Annotated in this window: 13 protein-coding genes; 3 read left to right on the top strand and 10 right to left on the bottom strand. The window is 71.9% G+C overall.

Translation table 11 applies throughout. The features are described 5' to 3' along the window. Positions 1–39: 39 nt before the first annotated feature. The 4 genes from AC162C_RS10060 to uvrB all read right to left on the bottom strand — a co-directional run bounded on the left by AC162C_RS10060 (position 40) and on the right by uvrB (position 5,617). Positions 40–1,590, bottom strand: a complete 1,551-nt coding sequence (locus AC162C_RS10060) for an outer membrane protein assembly factor BamB family protein (RefSeq protein WP_484097427.1) — start codon at positions 1,588–1,590, stop codon at positions 40–42. Between the two features lie 48 nt (positions 1,591–1,638). Beyond that, positions 1,639–3,033: an HD-GYP domain-containing protein gene (locus tag AC162C_RS10065; RefSeq protein WP_484097428.1), complete on the bottom strand. Its 1,395-nt coding sequence runs from the start codon at positions 3,031–3,033 to the stop codon at positions 1,639–1,641. Positions 3,034–3,161: 128 nt separating this feature from the next. Then, the gene (locus AC162C_RS10070; RefSeq protein WP_484097429.1) at positions 3,162–3,611 is read right to left on the bottom strand and encodes a hypothetical protein; all 450 of its coding nucleotides are present in this window, start codon (positions 3,609–3,611) and stop codon (positions 3,162–3,164) included. Next, positions 3,608–5,617, bottom strand: coding sequence for an excinuclease ABC subunit UvrB (gene uvrB, locus AC162C_RS10075; RefSeq protein WP_484097430.1), 2,010 nt, complete (start codon positions 5,615–5,617; stop codon positions 3,608–3,610). Before uvrB ends, AC162C_RS10070 begins: the two co-directional genes overlap by 4 nt. A gap of 61 nt (positions 5,618–5,678) precedes the next feature. Between uvrB and AC162C_RS10080 the strand changes: the two genes are divergently transcribed. Next, on the top strand, positions 5,679–7,343 hold the full coding sequence (locus AC162C_RS10080) for a N,N-dimethylformamidase beta subunit family domain-containing protein (protein ID WP_484097431.1): 1,665 nt from the start codon (positions 5,679–5,681) through the stop codon (positions 7,341–7,343). Positions 7,344–7,358: 15 nt separating this feature from the next. Here the strand turns inward: AC162C_RS10080 and AC162C_RS10085 are convergent, their stop codons facing one another. Together AC162C_RS10085 and AC162C_RS10090 are read right to left on the bottom strand one after the other, a co-directional pair. Continuing rightward, complete coding sequence (locus AC162C_RS10085) at positions 7,359–8,570, bottom strand: MFS transporter (protein ID WP_484097432.1); 1,212 nt, start codon at positions 8,568–8,570, stop codon at positions 7,359–7,361. Positions 8,571–8,583: 13 nt separating this feature from the next. Then, positions 8,584–9,660: an aminopeptidase gene (locus AC162C_RS10090; protein WP_484097433.1), complete on the bottom strand. Its 1,077-nt coding sequence runs from the start codon at positions 9,658–9,660 to the stop codon at positions 8,584–8,586. 43 nt (positions 9,661–9,703) lie between these two features. On the opposite strand from AC162C_RS10090, the gene AC162C_RS10095 reads away from it, so the two are divergent. Continuing rightward, positions 9,704–10,300, top strand: a complete 597-nt coding sequence (locus AC162C_RS10095; protein ID WP_484097434.1) for a TetR/AcrR family transcriptional regulator — start codon at positions 9,704–9,706, stop codon at positions 10,298–10,300. On the opposite strand, the gene AC162C_RS10100 is transcribed toward AC162C_RS10095, so the two are convergent. From AC162C_RS10100 to AC162C_RS10115, 4 genes are all read right to left on the bottom strand, one after another. Continuing rightward, the gene (locus AC162C_RS10100; protein WP_462973324.1) at positions 10,273–10,824 is read right to left on the bottom strand and encodes a lytic transglycosylase domain-containing protein; all 552 of its coding nucleotides are present in this window, start codon (positions 10,822–10,824) and stop codon (positions 10,273–10,275) included. The genes AC162C_RS10095 and AC162C_RS10100 overlap by 28 nt on opposite strands. Then, the gene (coaE, locus tag AC162C_RS10105) at positions 10,821–11,456 is read right to left on the bottom strand and encodes a dephospho-CoA kinase (RefSeq protein WP_484097435.1); all 636 of its coding nucleotides are present in this window, start codon (positions 11,454–11,456) and stop codon (positions 10,821–10,823) included. The genes AC162C_RS10100 and coaE overlap by 4 nt, the downstream gene beginning before the upstream one ends. A gap of 9 nt (positions 11,457–11,465) precedes the next feature. Further along, positions 11,466–12,851, bottom strand: a complete 1,386-nt coding sequence (gene rpsA / locus AC162C_RS10110; protein ID WP_484097436.1) for a 30S ribosomal protein S1 — start codon at positions 12,849–12,851, stop codon at positions 11,466–11,468. A gap of 89 nt (positions 12,852–12,940) precedes the next feature. Then, a complete protein-coding gene (locus AC162C_RS10115) occupies positions 12,941–15,517 on the bottom strand; it encodes a DNA polymerase I (protein ID WP_484097437.1) in 2,577 nt (858 codons plus the stop codon). Between the two features lie 28 nt (positions 15,518–15,545). Between AC162C_RS10115 and AC162C_RS10120 the strand changes: the two genes are divergently transcribed. Then, positions 15,546–16,481 carry a GNAT family N-acetyltransferase gene (locus AC162C_RS10120; RefSeq protein WP_484097438.1) on the top strand — a complete coding sequence of 312 codons (936 nt, stop codon included), beginning with the start codon at positions 15,546–15,548 and terminating at the stop codon, positions 16,479–16,481. Positions 16,482–16,496 lie beyond the last annotated feature (15 nt).

Raw genomic sequence — 16,496 nt, forward strand, 5'->3', positions numbered from 1 at the left:
AAGGTGGCGACGCTCCGTGCGCCCTAGGGCGCACGCCACTCACCCGAGCGCGTAGAGGGCACCGCCGCGCGTGCCGACGTAGATCCGGCCCTGCCAGACGGCAGGCGTCGCCTCGATGCAGCCGCCGAGCTGCACCGACCAGAGCTCCCGCGGGCGTCGGCGCTCGGCCCGGACGTCGAAGGCGCGCAGCACGCCGCTGCAGTCGCCCTGGACGAGGACGCCGTCGGCCACGACGGGCGAGCCCCACACGTGCCCCGAGAGCCCGATCCGCCAGCGGACACGGCCGGTGCGCCGGTCGACGGCGACGAGCTCGCCGGCGTTCGTCGTGACGTACACCGTGCGGCGGTCGACGGCGGGCGTGGACCAGGCGCCGGCCTTCCCCATCCAGCCGACGCGCCGGAGCGGAACCGACCACACGACGGGGCTCCGCGGGCGGCGCGGATCGAGCTTGACGAGCTGCCCGACCCGCTTCGACCGCTCGGTGAAGCGCTCGAGTTCGCTCGCCGCGTACAGGAAGCCCTTCTCGTCGACGACGACGGTCGCGTCCGTGTCGTCACCCATCCAGAACCGGAACACCCGACGGGGAGGCTTGCCGTGGCGGATCGTCGGCCGCACGTCCCAGCCCTGCACGAGGCCGGCGGAGTTGGCGAAGTACGCGATCCCGTCGTGGTAGGAGACCGACGACTCGATCGAGAAGGCTCGGTCGGGCCGGACTGCGAGCAGCCGGGCGTCCCAGCTCGGGACGCGGGCGAGGACCCGAGGGCGGACGCGCACCTTCCCGCCCGGTCCGTAGCTGCGGTTGAGACGAACGACGTAGAACCACGAGTTCTCGCCGCCGACGAGCAGGTGGCCGTCGACCACGAGCGGAGCGCCGTCCCAGTCGTCGTTCCAGACGACCGGGCCGCCCTCGTGGCTGTCGAGGGACCAGAGCACCGTCGGGCGCGGGCGGTCGAGGGCGACCACGCGCAGCTTGTTGTCGCGCGACCCGGCGTAGAAGAGCGGGAACCCGTCGGGGTCCGAGGTCGCCGAGCCCTTCGCGAGGTCGCCGGTCGGAAGCGACGGGCGCACGCGCCGTCCGGTCGCTCCGTCGAGGAAGTGGTACGCGCGGTCGAACGCCCCGATCCGCACCTCGACACGACCGTTGCGTCGTGGGATCACGTTCGGCTGGCCCGTCCAGCCGACGCCGCACCACACCGTCGTCCCGTTCTCGTCGGCAGACGGGGAGCACAGGCCGCCGCTGCTCGGGTACCGCCAGACGATGCGCGGCTTCGAACGCGGCACGGGACCGACGCCGGAGAGGTCGCGCCGACCGTTGCCGCGGAACGTCCACAGCCCTGCCTCGGGCACGGCCGGCAATGACGTCGTCCGGCGCTCGGCGGCCGCGGGCCGTGAGGCGACCGGGGCAGCCCGCGCAGGCGCGGGCGGCGCCGCGGCGAGAGCCGTGGCAGCCGCGCCCGAGTCCAGCACGGCCCCGAGGAGGGCGACGTTGAGCGCAAGCAGCGCGGCGGCCGCCCCGGTCGCGGTGAGGAACACGGTTCGGTAGCGCCGCGCCTCGGAGCGGTAGGTGCGCACGCCGCGACCCCGGCCCATGACGACAGATGCGACGCCGCCGGGGCCGATCCTGCAACCCGGCGCGTGCTACACGGCGAGCGCGAGCCCCGGGTCCCGCTGACGCGCGACGACCCGTTCGAGCGCGGCGACGCAGCGCTGGTCGAACTGCACCGGGTCGCGCAGGAGCGCCACCGCACGCTCGTGCGGCCACGCCTCGCGGTAGACACGCGGCGAGACGAGGGCGTCGTAGACGTCGCACACCGCGAGGATGCGCGTGTCCAGGTCGAGATTCCCGCCATCGAGGCCGTCGGGGTACCCGGAGCCGTCGAGCCGCTCGTGGTGGTGGCGGACGAGCCCGTAGACGCCGTCCCCGAACCCACCCAGGTCGCGGAGCAGTCGCACGCCTGCCTCGGGATGACGGGTCACGAGCTCGAACTCGTCGGCGGTCAGTGCCGCCGGCTTGCGGAGCACCGCCGTCGGCACGGACAGCTTGCCCACGTCGTGCAGGAGACCACCGAGCGCGAGCCCTCGGAGCCGAGACGCCGACAGCCCGAGCTCCTCACCCACCTCGACCGCGCGGAGCGCGACGCGGCGCGTGTGCTCTTCCGTCGACGTGTCCTTCTCGCCGAGCGTGACGAGCAGCGCACGGACGTGGGAGCCGAGGAACGCCTCTTCCTGCAGGACGAGCTCGACGGCCCGCAGGTCGCCGAACAGGGGCCGCGATCGCGCCGACCCGCGGTACAGGTCCCAGGCGACGACGCCGCCGACGAGCACGATGCCGACGAGCTCGAAGCCGTGCCCGAGCCACCAGCCGAGGTTCCGGTAGGTCTGCACGAGCGCCGGCACGAGCGCGGCTCCCAGCCAGACGATCCCCGTCGCGACGAGGAGGTCCGCGATCCGATGTGTGAGGCGGAACGTGCGCAGCGCCCGCAGGAACAGGAGGGCGAAGAACGCGAGGCCGAGCGTGAGCAGGAGCAGCGCAGCAGGGCTGCGGGGATCGGGGATCGACGGGACGAGCGCCGGGTGCAGCAACGCCACCGCCCCCAGGGCGAGGATCACGAGGACGGCGATCGCGAGGAGCCACAGGAGCGGCCGAACGGCGCCGGGGCGGCCGACCGCCGGAACCGCCGAGAGGGCGAGGATCGCGCCGCCGACCGGGAGCGTGAGGCCGCCGGTGAGCGCGACGACCCCGTTCATGTCGAACCAGACGAACGGCGTCGTCAGGCCATGGAGGAAGAGCAGGGCGGCCATCACCGAGAACGCGACGCCGACGAGCACGGCGCGACCGTCCTGCTGACGCGCGCCGGCGACGGTGAGCGCCGCCGCTGCCGCGGTCGCGATCGCCGCGCCGACGCCGACGCCGGCGAGGTGCACCCACCCCGAGAGGTAGACGCTCTCGTCGCCCACGTAGACGAGCACGGCGACCGGAGCCACGGTCGCGAACCCGGCGAGCGCGAGGAGATGGAGCGGGCGTTCCCGCATACGGCCATCTATCGGCGGGAGCTCCGGCGACTTGAAGCGCCGGCCCGGGAGACGCTCTCCTCCGCGCGGACGAGGGCCGATGCCCGGGCCGCGCGGGCACGGAGCGAGCTTCCGCGGCTGGTTCTCGCCTACTCTCGGAGCAGCCCGCTCACGATGTTGAAGATCACGAAGGCGGCGACGATGAGGGCCCACACGAGCGGGCCGATGCGTGGCCCCGACGCCTCCTCCTCGCCGACCTCCGGCTCGACCACGTCGTCGTCCCAGCCGGCGTCGTCCCACTCCTCGGCGGTGTCGTGGCGCCCGTCGTCGACCGGCACCGGCGCGCCGACGCCCGTGACCGCGGGCCGGAGCGCATCGGGGTCGACCGTGCGTCGAATCTCGTCGAGCAAGCGCGTCGCCTCACGGGACTGCGAACCGTCGCCGTTCTCCACGATCGACGCCGCCATGCGCGCGACCTGCTCGAGCCCCGAGCGGTCACCACGCAGCCGCAGCGGCTCGACGGCGTTCCAGAGATCGACGAGCGCCCCGTCGATGTCCCCTCGGGACAGGGACCGGCGCGCCCGCCCCACGGAGCTCATCGGGACGCCGTCTCGACCAGCGCGCCGAGGTCGCGCCGCAGCTCCTTGATCTCGTCCCGGAGCTTCGCGGCGTACTCGAAGCGAAGCTCCTCCGCGGCGACGAGCATCTCCTCCTCCAGCGTGATCACGAGCTTCTCGAGCTCGTCCCGGGACATGCCCTCGACCGTCGCCGCACCGCGCCGCCGGCGTGTCGGCACGTTCGGGGACTCGAGCGCGAGCAGCTCGGCGATGTCGGAGACGCCCTTCACGATCGTCTCCGGCGTGATCCCGTGCTCGGCGTTGTAGGCGAGCTGCACGTCGCGCCGCCGTCCCGTCTCCTCCATCGCCCCCTGGATCGCCTCGGTCACCTTGTCCGCGTAGAGCAGCACCGTCCCGTGGACGTTGCGCGCCGCGCGGCCGATCGTCTGCACGAGCGCCGTCTTGCCGCGGAGGAAGCCCTCCTTGTCGGCGTCGAGCACGGCGACCAGCGACACCTCGGGGAGGTCGAGGCCCTCACGCAGGAGGTTCACGCCGACGAGCACGTCGAACTCCCCGAGACGCAGCTCGCGGATGATCTGGATGCGTTGCAGCGTGTCGATCTCGGAGTGGAGGTAGCGGGCACGGACACCCGCCTCGAGGAGGTAGTCGGTGAGGTCCTCGGCCATCTTCTTCGTCAGCGTCGTCACCAGCACCCGCTCGCCGGCCTCCTCCCGACGCCGCACTTCCGAGAGCAGGTCGTCGATCTGGTTGCGCGTTGCACGCAGCTCGACCATCGGGTCGACGATGCCGGTCGGGCGGATCAGCTGCTCGGCGACGGCGGCCGAGCGCGACAGCTCGAACGGGCCGGGTGTCGCCGAGACGAAGACCAGCTGCTGCACCTTGCCGAGGAACTCGTCGAAGCGGAGCGGCCGGTTGTCGAGCGCCGACGGGAGACGGAAGCCGTAGTCGACGAGCGTCTGCTTCCGCGACCGATCACCCTCGTACATCCCGCCGATCTGGGGCACGGTCTGATGCGACTCGTCGACGAAGCACACGAAGTCGTCCGGGAAGTAGTCGATCAAGGTGAACGGGTGCGATCCCTGCGGGCGGCCCTCGAGCACGCGCGAGTAGTTCTCGATCCCGGAGCAGAAGCCGAGCTCGCGCATCATCTCGAGGTCGTACTCCGTGCGCTGGCGGATCCGGTGCGCCTCGAGCATGCGGCCTTCGGCCTCGAAGCGGCCCACCTGCTCGTCCAGCTCGGCGCGGATCTCCTCGAGGGCGCGCTCGATCGTCGGCTTCGAGGTCACGTACTCGGTCGCGGGCCAGATCGCGAGGTTGTCGAGCTTGGCGTACACCTCACCCGTGAGCGGGTCGAAGTGGCTGATCTGCTCCACGTCGTCCCCGAACAGCGAGATGCGGTACGCCGTCTCGGCGTTGGCCGGCTGCACCTCGATCACGTCGCCCTTCACGCGAAACCGTCCGCGGCCGAGCACGGTGTCGTTGCGGACGTACTGACTGTCGATCAACCGGCGCAGCATCTCGTCGCGATCGTGCGTCTCCCCCACCTCGAGGATCAGCACGCGGTTGCGCCACTCCTCGGGCGAGCCGATCCCGTAGATGCACGAGACGCTCGCGACGACGACGACGTCGCGCCGCGTGAGGAGCGCCGACGTCGCGCCGAGGCGCAGGCGCGCGATGTCGTCGTTCTGGGAGGAGTCCTTCTCGATGTACAGGTCCGCCTGTGGGACGTACGCCTCCGGCTGGTAGTAGTCGTAGTAGGAGACGAAGTACTCGACGGCGTTCGACGGGAAGAACTCGCGAAACTCGTTGCAGAGCTGGGCGGCCAGCGTCTTGTTGTGCGCGATCACGAGCGCGGGCCGCTGCAGCTTCTCGATGATCCATGCCATCGTCGCCGTCTTCCCCGTGCCGGTGGCGCCGAGCAGCGTCTGGAAGCGGTTGCCGGAGGTGACGGAGGCGGCGATCTCGTCGATCGCCTTCGGCTGGTCGCCGGTGGGGCGATAGTCGGAGGTCACGTGGAGCTCGGCCACGACGCCAGCCTAGCGGAGGTCGAACGTGTGTTTGCCGTCGCCCGGCGGGTACCGTTCCATCGTGCACGGGCGTCTCACGCGCCGTCGGTTCCTCGCCGCGGGCGCCGCGGCCGTCGCCGCGGCGACCGGGGCGACCGCAGGTCTCGCGCGCGCCGGGGCGCGCCTCGGCCCGGCCGTCGGAGGTCTCGCCGTCCGCAACGCGGGCCGACGGTACGCCGGTGACCACCTGCTCTTCGCGACGGTCTCGCCCGGCGTCGCGGGGCGCGACACGGCGCGCATCGCCGTCACCCTGCGCCGCGCGGCGACGGTGACGGTGGAGGCAGTGCGCACCGCGCCCCGCCAGTCGAAGGTCGTGTGGTCCACGCGGCGCACCCTCCCTGTCGGCCGACACGAGCTCGCCTGGACACCGGAGCCGGAGACGCCGGTCGGCTCGTACGTGATGCGCACGACGCTCGAGCGCGGCGGTGCACGGACCGTGATCGGCAGGAGGCGCCCGGCCTCGCCGCAGCTCGCCGTTGCCCCCGTGACGCGGGTGCTGGGCGTCGAGGCGGCGTTCGCCGAGCGCTCGTACATCGCCGGCGAGGGGATGGCGTTGCGGATCTTCGCGGACGCACCGCGGCTCACGCTCACCTTCCTCCGGGTCGGTCACGGCCCCGACCCGACGGGGCGGGCCGACGAGATGACCGGCCTGCAGATGGGTGAGCCCGTGAGCATGGACTGGACGGGGAAGCGCACGGCGCCGAGGACCGTCTCCGTGCAGGCCGGCCTCTCGTGGCCGCCCGGGCTCTACGTCGCCCGGGTCGAGACCGACGACGGGCGCATCGGATTCGCCCCGTTCGTGCTCCGGCCCGCAACGCTCGGTGCGACGGGCCGGATCGCGGTCGTCCTCCCCACGAACACGTGGCAGGCGTACAACTTCTACGACGCCGACGGCGACGGCTGGGGCGACACGTGGTACGCGGGCGGGGCCCCACCGGTCGTGCTCGACCGCCCGTACCGTGACCGCGGCGTGCCGCCGCGCTTCGGGCGCTACGACTTCCCGTTCCTGCGCTGGCTCGAGAAGCGCGGGCACGCGCCCGAGGTGCTGACCGAGGACGACCTCGAGCAGGTCCCGGACGGCGCCGCGCTCAGGCGCACGTACGACCTGCTCGTCTTCCCCGGGCACACGGAGTACGTGACGGAGCACGAGTACGACGTGGTCGAGGGCTTCCGCGACCTCGGCGGGCGCCTGATCTTCCTCTCCGCGAACAACTTCTTCTGGAAGGTCGAACGGGCGGGCGGGGAGCTCCGCCGGATCAAGCTGTGGCGCGATCTCGGTCGGCCCGAGGCCGGCCTGCTCGGCGTGCAGTACCGGGGCAACGACGACGGATCACGGCAGGGCGTGTACTACGTCGTCGGCGCGGATCGTGTGCCGTGGCTGTTCCAGGGGACGCGCATCGAGAACGGCTCGAGCTTCGGCGAGTTCGTCGGCGGCTACGGGATCGAGATCGACGGGATCACGAACGACTCGCCCGAGGGCACCGTCCTCGTCGCCCTCGTGCCGAGCCTCCTCGGCCCCGGCCTCCACGGCGAGATGGCGTACTACGAGACCCGCCGCGGAGCCCGCGTCTTCTCAGCCGGGACGCTCGACTTCTGCACGTCGCTCCTCACCTGGCCCGTCGGTCGGATGCTGGACAACCTGTGGCGGCACATGACGAGCGACGTGCCGCCGCCGCCGGCGGTCTAGGCGCCTCCCGGGAGGTCAGGCCGGCTCGGGCGCCGCGCGGGGCTCGCGGAAGGCCACCGTGACGAACGGGATCGTGGCGAGCAGCTGACCGGTGGCGACGACGACGAACACGGGCCGCGGCCCGAAGGCCTCGAGCAGCGGCCCGGCGAGCACGTACCCGAGCGGGCCGGCCAGCATCGCCGTCGTGATCACCGCCGTCGTCACCTTCGCCCGCAGCCGGTGGGGCGTCCGCGTCGTGATCACCCCGATCAGCGGGGCGTTGACGAGCGGCCCGAAGAAGGACGAGAGCGCAAGCGCCGCCATCACGCCGAGCACGGGCAGCTCCAGGCCGAGGACGAAGATCGGGATCGTGAGGGCGACGAACGAGGCCGCGCCGAGCCGGAGCGGCTCGATACGCCCGACGAGCTTGAGCGCGACGACGCTCCCGGCGATGGCGCCGATGCCGAAGGCTGCGAAGAACGAGCCGGCGACGCGTGAGCTACCGCCGAACTCCTCGTAGGCGAGCACCGGAAGGCCCGCCACGAGCATCATCCCGAGCCCGTTGGCGACCATCGCGGAGAACCCGAGCACGCGGAGCAGGCGGTCGTGCACGAGGTACCGGACGCCCGCGAGGACGCCGCGACTGTCCTCCTCCTGCGCGAGCGGCTTCCGCTGTGGCACGAAGGCCGCGAGCAGGACGAACGAGAAGAGGAAGGTCGCCGCGTCGATGACGAGCACCGTCGTCGCCCCGATCACCGCGATCAGGACGCCGGCGAGTGCCGGCCCGAGGAGGCTCGTCGCACGTCGCGCGCCCTCGACGATCGCGTTCGCCTTGCTTACGAGGCGCTCGTCGTCGCCGAGGATCTCGGGCAGCACGATCAGCTGGGAGGAGAAGTAGGGCGCGATGAAGACCCCGACGAGCGCGACGAGCACGAGGAGGAGTGGGAACGTGAGCAGCCCGGCTTCGTGCAGCAGCGGGATCGAGAGCATCAGCGGCGCCCGTGCGAGGTCCCCGACGAGCATCGTGTTGCGGGCCCCGAGGCGCGCGACGATCGAGCCGCTCGGGATCCCGAGGAGCGCGACCGGCAGGAGCTCGACCGCGAGCACGATCCCCATCCGCGCGGGCGACCCGGTCGTCTCGAGCACGAACCAGGGCAGCGCGAGGAACGTCATCTGCGTGCCCAGGGCGGACACGACCTGGGCGCCGACGAGCGCGACGATCGACCGCTGCAGGAGCGGCGACCGCATCAGCCCGTGATGCTCAGACGAGCCATCGGCCGCTCTCCTGGACGACGTCGCCGTCGAGCTCGATGCGCCCGCCGTCCCGAAGGTCCTTGACGATGTCCCAGTGGATCGCCGACTCGTTGACGCCTCCGACCTCGGCGAGCCCCTTGCCGAGGGCGAGGTGGACGGTGCCGTCGATCTTCTCGTCGAACAGCGTGTTCCGCATGTGGCGCGTGATCCCCGGGTTGCAGCCGATCCCGAGCTCCCCGAGCCGGCGTGCGCCCTCGTCCGTGTCGAGCATCTGCAGCAGGAACTCCTCGTTCGCCTCGGCCGATGCGTCGACGACGCGGCCGCCCTCGAAGCGGAGTCGGATCCCCCGTACCTCCCGTCCCGCGTAGACCGCGGGGAACTCCGAGAACGCGATCTCCCCCTCCGCGGAGTCCTCGAGCGGCGAGGTGAAGACCTCCCCGCCCGGGATGTTCTTGCCCCCAGCGTCGACGTGCATGGTGCGCCCGTCGATCGAGAGCGTGAGGTCGGTGCCGGCGCCGACGATGCGCACCGTGCGTGCGGCGTCGAAGCGATCCGCGTAGCGCTGCATGCGCTCGCGCTCCGCGTCCCAGTCGAGCAGGCAGGCGCCGTAGAGGAACTCGGCGAAGTCCTCCGTCGACATCTCCGCCTCCTGTGCGAGGGCGGGAGTCGGGAACTGGCAGCCGACCCACGGGATCTTCTCGTCGGCGATCCTCTCCAGGGCGGGCTGGAACGCGAACTGGAGCTTCTGCAGGCGCTCGGCGTCGATCCCCGACGCCTCGCGCGTGTTCTCGGGAGCCATCACCTGGATCAGTGCGTCACACGTCATGAGCGCGTGCCGGTCGATGTCCGCCATCGTCCCGAGCAGCTCGATCGGCGCCTCCTTCGTCCAGCGCGCGCTGCCGACGCCGGCGAAGCCGATCTTGAAGATCGCGTAGGCGCCGCGACGGCCGATCTGGCCTCCGAGCTCCTCGAGCAGTGGCCGGGCGAGCGGCGAGGACAGGATCACCACCTGCCAGCCGGGCTGGACGCCCAGACACGTGTCGACGAGGAGTTCGGCCAACTGGGAATGTCGGGAATCTCTCATGGCGCTATAATAAAACGAACGTACTGTTTTGTAAAGTGGGAGCATGCCGAAGATCACCGAGGAGCAGAGGCAGGAGCGGATCGAGCGGGTCCTCGGAGGCGCGCGCCGCTGCTTCGCCCAATACGGCTACGAAGGGGCCACCGTCGCACGGCTGGAGGAGGAGATCGGGCTCTCGCGGGGGGCGATCTTCAACTGGTTCCCCTCCAAGGAGGAGCTCTTCGTCGAGCTCGCCCGCCGTGACAACGAGCGCTTGATGTCGCTCTTCGCGGACGAGGGGTTCGAGGCGCTCGTGCAGGCGGTCACCGAGGAGGACGCCGACTGGCTCGCCGTCTACCTCGAGTTCGGGCGCCGCCTGCGCGCAGACGCGGACTTCCGCGCGCGGTGGCAGGAGCGCGCGGCACCGGACGTCCGGGAGCGCGTGCACTCGCAGCTGACGTCGGCCCAGGTGAGCGGGCGCCTCCGCGGCGACGTCACCGTGCAGCAGCTGAGCCGGTTCCTCGGCATCGTCCTCGACGGCATCGTGCTGCAGCGGGGGATGGGCTTCGACGGCATCGATCCGAACGTCGTCGTGCGGCTCGTGGAGGACGCGATCAGCGGCGGCGAGCCCGACGCTCAGCCGGACCCGAGCTCGTCGGCGTAGGCACGTCGGTACTTCGCACGGGCGGAGACGACCGCGTCGACGTACGCACGGGTCTCCGGGAAGCGGATGCCCGCGCCCCGACGACGCCAGCGATCGACGTTGCCCTGGCCCGCGTGGTAGGCGGCGAGCGCGAGACGCACGGTGCCGTACCGGTCGAGCAGGTTGCGCAGGTACCAGGAGCCGTAGCGGACGTTGATCTCGGGGTCGTAGAGGTCGGCGACGGTGAACCCGCGACCGCCGGTACGGAGGGCGATGCCCTTCGCGGTGTCCGGGAGCAGCTGCATGAGCCCGACCGCCCCGGCCCCCGACTCGGCGTCGGCGTCGAAGCGGCTCTCGGTGTAGATCACGGCCGCCAGCAGCGCCGGGTCGAGACGGTAGTTGCGCGCGTGCGCGGTGACGATCGCCTCGTAGCGGAGCGGATACCTCACCCTGAGGTACCAGGTCGGCTCCGTCCGGACGACGTACGCCGCCGCCGCTGCGATGGCGACCGCGCCGACGAGCAGGACGAGGAGCGCGCGCCTCACGCCGGCGGCGACGTGTCGCCGGCCCGGGCGCGGCGACGGAGCTCGGCGAGCGTCTCGACGACCCACGCGTCGAGGTCCTCGTACGTGCCCGTGTTCACGTAGTGGAAGTCCGCGCGCCGGACCTTCTCCCGGTCGGGGAGCAGGCGGTCGTCGCGGTCGTCACGGGGCACCCGGCGGCGCTGCTCCCGGAGCTGTCGCGGCGCGGTGATCACGACCACGGCGTCGAAGCGCTCCTCGGCGCCGACCTCGTACAGCAGGGGCACCTCGGTCACACAGACGTCCGGCGGGTCGGGCAGGCCCGCGAGCTGCTCACGCCACCGCAGGTACTCCCCCGAGACCAGAGGGTGCAGGAGCGACTCGAGCCAGGCGAGCGCGTCGGCGTCACCGAAGACGCGGCGGCCGACCGCCGCTCGGTCGGGACGGCCGTCGTCCCCGAGGATCCCGTCACCGAACCGCGCGACGAGCGCGTCGCGCACCGCGTCGTCCGACGCGAGGAGGTGATGGACGATCTCGTCGCTCGAGACGGTCGCGGCCCCGTGCGCGCGAAACGCGGCCAGCGCCGTCGACTTGCCCGCACCGATCCCACCCGTGATCGCGACCGCGATCGGCCGGTGGATGTCCGGGCGCGGCACGCCCTCGCCCTACGAGGAGCTCTCGTCCTCGGGCTCGTCCGCGTGCTCGGCCTCGGGCTCGTCCGATGCCTCGGCGGCATCGTCGACCGCGGCCGACGCTTCGGCCTCCGGAGCCGCCTCCGACTCCGCGCCCTCCTCCTCCTCGACCTCCTCGGCCTCGGCCGCCTCGGCCTCCTGCACCGCCGCGGCGGTCGTGGGGAAGGCCTCCTCCGAGAGCTTCAGGTCCGGCGTCGGCACGTCGTGCACGGACGGCTGGCCGTCCGGCCGCGGCAGGGGGACGGCCCCCTCCTCGACGCGCTTCAACGACAGGGAGAGCCGCCGTCGCTCGCCGTCGATCTCGAGGACGAGCACGTTCACGGGCTCGCCCTGGGCCACCACCTCGCGCGGGTTCTCGACGTGGTGGTTCGCGAGCTCGGAGATGTGCACGAGGCCCTCGACGCCCGGGAGGATCTCGACGAACGCGCCGAACGTGACGACCTTCGTCACACGGCCCTCGACGACGTCGCCCTCCTCGTAGTGGTCGAGCACCTGCTGCCAGGGGTCGGCCTGCGTCTGCTTGAGGCCGAGCGAGATCCGCTGCCGCTCACGGTCGATGTCGAGCACCTTGACCTGCACGGTCTGCCCGATCTCCAGCACCTCGGAGGGATGGTTCACGTGCGACCACGAGAGCTCGGAGATGTGGATCAGGCCGTCCATCCCGTCGAGGTCGACGAACGCCCCGAAGTCGACGATGTTCGAGATCGTGCCCTCGACGACGTCGCCGGGGTTGAGCCGGTCGAGGATCGCCTGGCGCATCTCCTTGCGCTCGTCCTCGAGCACTGCGCGCCGCGAGAGCACGACGTTGTTGCGCGAGCGGTTGAGCTCGATCACCTTGCAGCGGAGCTCCGTGCCGAGGAAGTCGTCGAGGTCGTGGACCCGTCGGATGTCGACGAGCGACGCGGGCAGGAAGCCGCGGACGCCGAGGTCGAGGATGAGGCCGCCCTTGACGACCTCGATCACACGGCCGTTCACCGGCTCGCCGCTCTCGGACGCGCCCTCGATCGCCTTCCAGGCGAGCTCGAAGCGGGCGCGCTTCTTCGAGAGGATGAGGCGCCCTTCGGCGTCCTCCTTCGTCATCACGAGCGCGTCGATCTCGTCGCCGACGGACACTTCGTCGCCCGGGTTGACGTTGCGGCGGATCGACAGCTCGGCGACGGGGATCACGCCCTCGCTCTTGTAGCCGATGTCGACGAGCACCTCGTCCTTGTCGACGCGGACGACGGTGCCGTGAACGACCTCTCCCTCGTTGATCGTCGGGAAGGTCGCGTCGTAGTCGGGGACGAGCTCGCCGTCGGGGCCGGTCGTCCAGACGCCCTCTTCGGCAGCCGTCGGTATCTCCACGGTGTCGTTGGTCATGGCGGAGCCGCCGAGTATAGCCGGGATTTGCGGCGGGAACGGCGGTCGGCGCACGGGCGCGGGTGCAGCCGGCACCCTCCCCGGGGCCGTCAGTCCTTGGCCTCGGCCCAGTTGTCGCCGACCCCCACGTCCACCGCGAGCGGTGGGTCGAGGGGGTACGCGCCGACCATCTCCTCCCGCACGAGCGTGCGGACGGCGGTCACCTCGACCTCGGGCACCTCGAGGAGCAGCTCGTCGTGGACCTGGAGCACGAGGCGCGCCGCACGCCCCTCGCGGCCGAGGCGTTCGTGGATGCGCACCATCGCGACCTTGATCACGTCGGCCGCCGTCCCCTGCATCAGGGTGTTGACCGCCAGGCGCTCGCCCAGCGCCCGCGTCTGGCGGTTCGAGGCCCGGAGCTCCGGGATCGCCCGGCGCCGCCCGAGCAGCGTCGTCACGTAGCCGTCGGCCGCGGCCTGGGCGACGGTGCGCGCGATCAGCTCCTGCACCCGGGGGAAGCGCGCGAGGTACGTGTCGATGTACGCCTGCGCCTCGTCACGCGGGATCTCGAGGTTCTCCGCGAGACCGAAGGCCGAGATCCCGTAGATGATCCCGAAGTTCACCATCTTCGCGACCGTGCGCTCGTCCTTCGTCAGCGACGCGCGCTCCTTGCCGAGCACCTCCGCCGCCGTGGCCGCATGGATGTCCTCGCCGCGGGCGAAGGCCTCGCGCAGGACCGGCTCTCCGGAGATGTGGGCGAGGATCCTGAGCTCGACCTGGCTGTAGTCGGCGGACAGGAGCCTCGTCCCCTCCGCGGCGACGAACGCCGAGCGGATCTCGCGCCCGAGCCCGGTCCGGATCGGGATCGACTGGAGGTTCGGGTTCGTCGTCGACAGCCGCCCCGTCGCCGCGACCGTCTGGTTGAACGTCGTGTGCAGGCGGCCGTCACGCTCGTCGATCAGCTCGGGGAGCGGCACGAGATAGGTGTTCACGAGCTTGGAGAGCTCGCGCCACTCCTCGATCACGGGGACGATCTCGTGCTCCGAGCGGATCGAGCGCAGCACGCGGCTGTCGGTCGAGTACCCGGTCTTGCCCTTGCGGCCGGGCGTGAGACCGAGCACCTCGAACAGGATGCGTGCGACCTGCTGCGAGGAGCCGAGCAGGAAGGGCTCGCCGGCGAGCTCGACCGCCCGCGCCTCGAGCTCCGCGACCCGGTCGGCGAGTCGGGCCGTGATCTCCCCCATCCGGTACGTGTCGATGCGAACCCCGGCGTCCTCGATCGCGCCGAGGACGACCGTGAGCGGCAGCTCGACCTCGTCGTACAGCCGTTCCGAGCCTCGCTCCCGCACCTTGTCGCGCAGCGGGCCGGCGAGGAGCAGGGTCGCCTGCGCACGGCGGACGAGCGCCTCGGTGCTCTCCTCCGCCGGCGGATTCGGGACGAGCTCGATCCCGTGCTCGGCGGCGAGGTCGTCGAGCTCGTACCCGGAGCGGCCGGGATCGACGAGGTAGGCGGCGAGCATCGTGTCGTCGGCGACGGGTGCCCCGACCCGGAGTGGCTTCGCGTCGTGGACGACGAGCTCGAGCCCGGGTGCCTGGAGCGCGGTGACGCCCGGCCGGGGCACGACCACGACCTCGCCGTCGATCGTGATCGCGGCCCGGTCGCCGTCGACGGCGATGCCGACCCGTCCGTGGAGCGCCGGAAGCTCGCCCTCGCGCCACCGCAGGAGCGTCGACTCCGTCGCCGGGCGCTCCGCGGCGGGCACCGCTTCGTCGAGCTCGTCGACACGCCCGAGCAGGGCGCGGAACTCGAACCGACGGAAGATCTCCTTGAGGCGCGAGCGGTCGGGGGCCGCGGACACGAGCGCGTCGGGTTCGACGTCGAGCGGCAGGTCCCGGCGCATCGTCGCGAGCAGCTTCGAGTCCCGCGCCTGCTCTTCGTGCTCGCGCACGGCCTTGCCGCGTGCAGGGGAGAGCTCGTCCGCATGCGCCAGCACCTCTTCGAGCGACCCGTACTGCGCGATCAGCTGCCCGGCCGTCTTGTCCCCGATCCCGGGGACGCCCGGGATGTTGTCGGACGTGTCGCCCTTGAGCCCGATGAAGTCGGGAACCTGATCCGGGCGTACGCCGTACCGCGCCTCGACGCGCTCCGGCGTGTAGACGTTGACGTCGGCGACGCCCCGGGGCGTCATCATCAGCGTCACGTTGTCGGAGCAGAGCTGGAAGGCGTCGCGGTCCGTGGAGACGACGCACGTCCTGATGCCGGCCTCGTCTGCCCGCGTCGCGAGCGTCGCGATCACGTCGTCCGCCTCCCACCCTTCGAACTCGAGGTTCCGGTACCCGAAGGCCTCGACGATCGGACGGAAGTGGGGGAACTGCTCGCGGAGGAGGTCGGGCATCGGCCGCCGCCCCTCCTTGTACGTCTCGGCGATCTCCGTGCGATGGGTCGGCCGCGTGTCCCACGCGACCGCCACGCCCCGCGGGCGGTAGTCGGCGAGGAGCTTGAAGAGCATGTTCGCGAAGCCGAGCAGCGCGTTCGTCGGCTGCCCGTCGGTCGTCTGCAGCTCCTCGGGGAGCGCGAAGAACGCCCGGTACGCGAGGTTGTTGCCGTCGACGAGGAACAGCTCGGCGTCGCGCGCCGGGCCGTCGTCGAGGACGAGCTCCTCCCCGGTGACGGCCTTCGGTGACATCCGCCGCAACGCTATCGTCCCGACCGGCATGCCGCGTCTCGAGATCCTGCCCCTCGACGACGAGCACGTCGACGATGCGGCCGCCCTGCTCGCCGACCGGCACGAGCGTCACCGCCGATCGGAGCCGCTGCTCGCCGAGTGCGACGACTTCCGCGGCCAGATCGCGCGCGACCTCGCGCACGAGCGGACGACCGGGGTCGTCGCCCGCCGCGGCGGCGCCGTCGTCGGGTACCTCGTCGGGCGCGTCGAGCACAGCGCACCGGAGCCCTTGGGCTTCGTCGACCTCGCAGGATGCGCGGCCACCGACCCCGAGGACGTGCGGGACCTGTTCACCGCCATCGCCGCCCGCTGGTACGACGAGGGGCTGCGGCGCTTCGCGGCGATGGTGCCCGCGAGCGACGAGCGACTCGTCGACGCCTGGTTCCGGCTCGCCTTCGGCTGCCAGTTCGTGACGGCGGCCCGCGAGACCGACCCCCTCGCCGACACCCCGACCGCGATCGTCGTCCGCCGCGGAACGCCAGACGACCTGGAGCCGGTCGCCTCGCTCGACCGGGCCCTCTGGCGGCTGCAGGCGGGCTCGCCGAGCTTCTCGGGCCTCGACGTCGACGCGGAGGACTTCGTCGGCGAGTGGAGAGACACGTGGGACGCGCCGGACACGTTCCCCCACTTCGTCGCGGAGCTCGAGGGCCGGGTCGCCGGTCATCTCCTGCTCTACCGGCGGCCGACGGGCGACCTCCGGGTCCCCGACCGGAACATCGACCTCGCACACGCCGCGACGGTCCCCGACCTCCGGGGCAACGGCGTCGGGCTCGCACTCACGGCGCAGGCGCTGCGCTGGGCGGACGAGCACGGCTACCGGTCGATGACCACCGACTGGCGCTCCGTGAACCTGCTGGCGTCACGCTTCTGGCCCCGACGCGGGTTCCGGCCCACGTTCCTCCGTCTCTTCCGCTCCGTGCCGTGACGCGGCACGCGCACC

It is taken from the genome of Gaiella sp. (assembly GCF_057140465.1).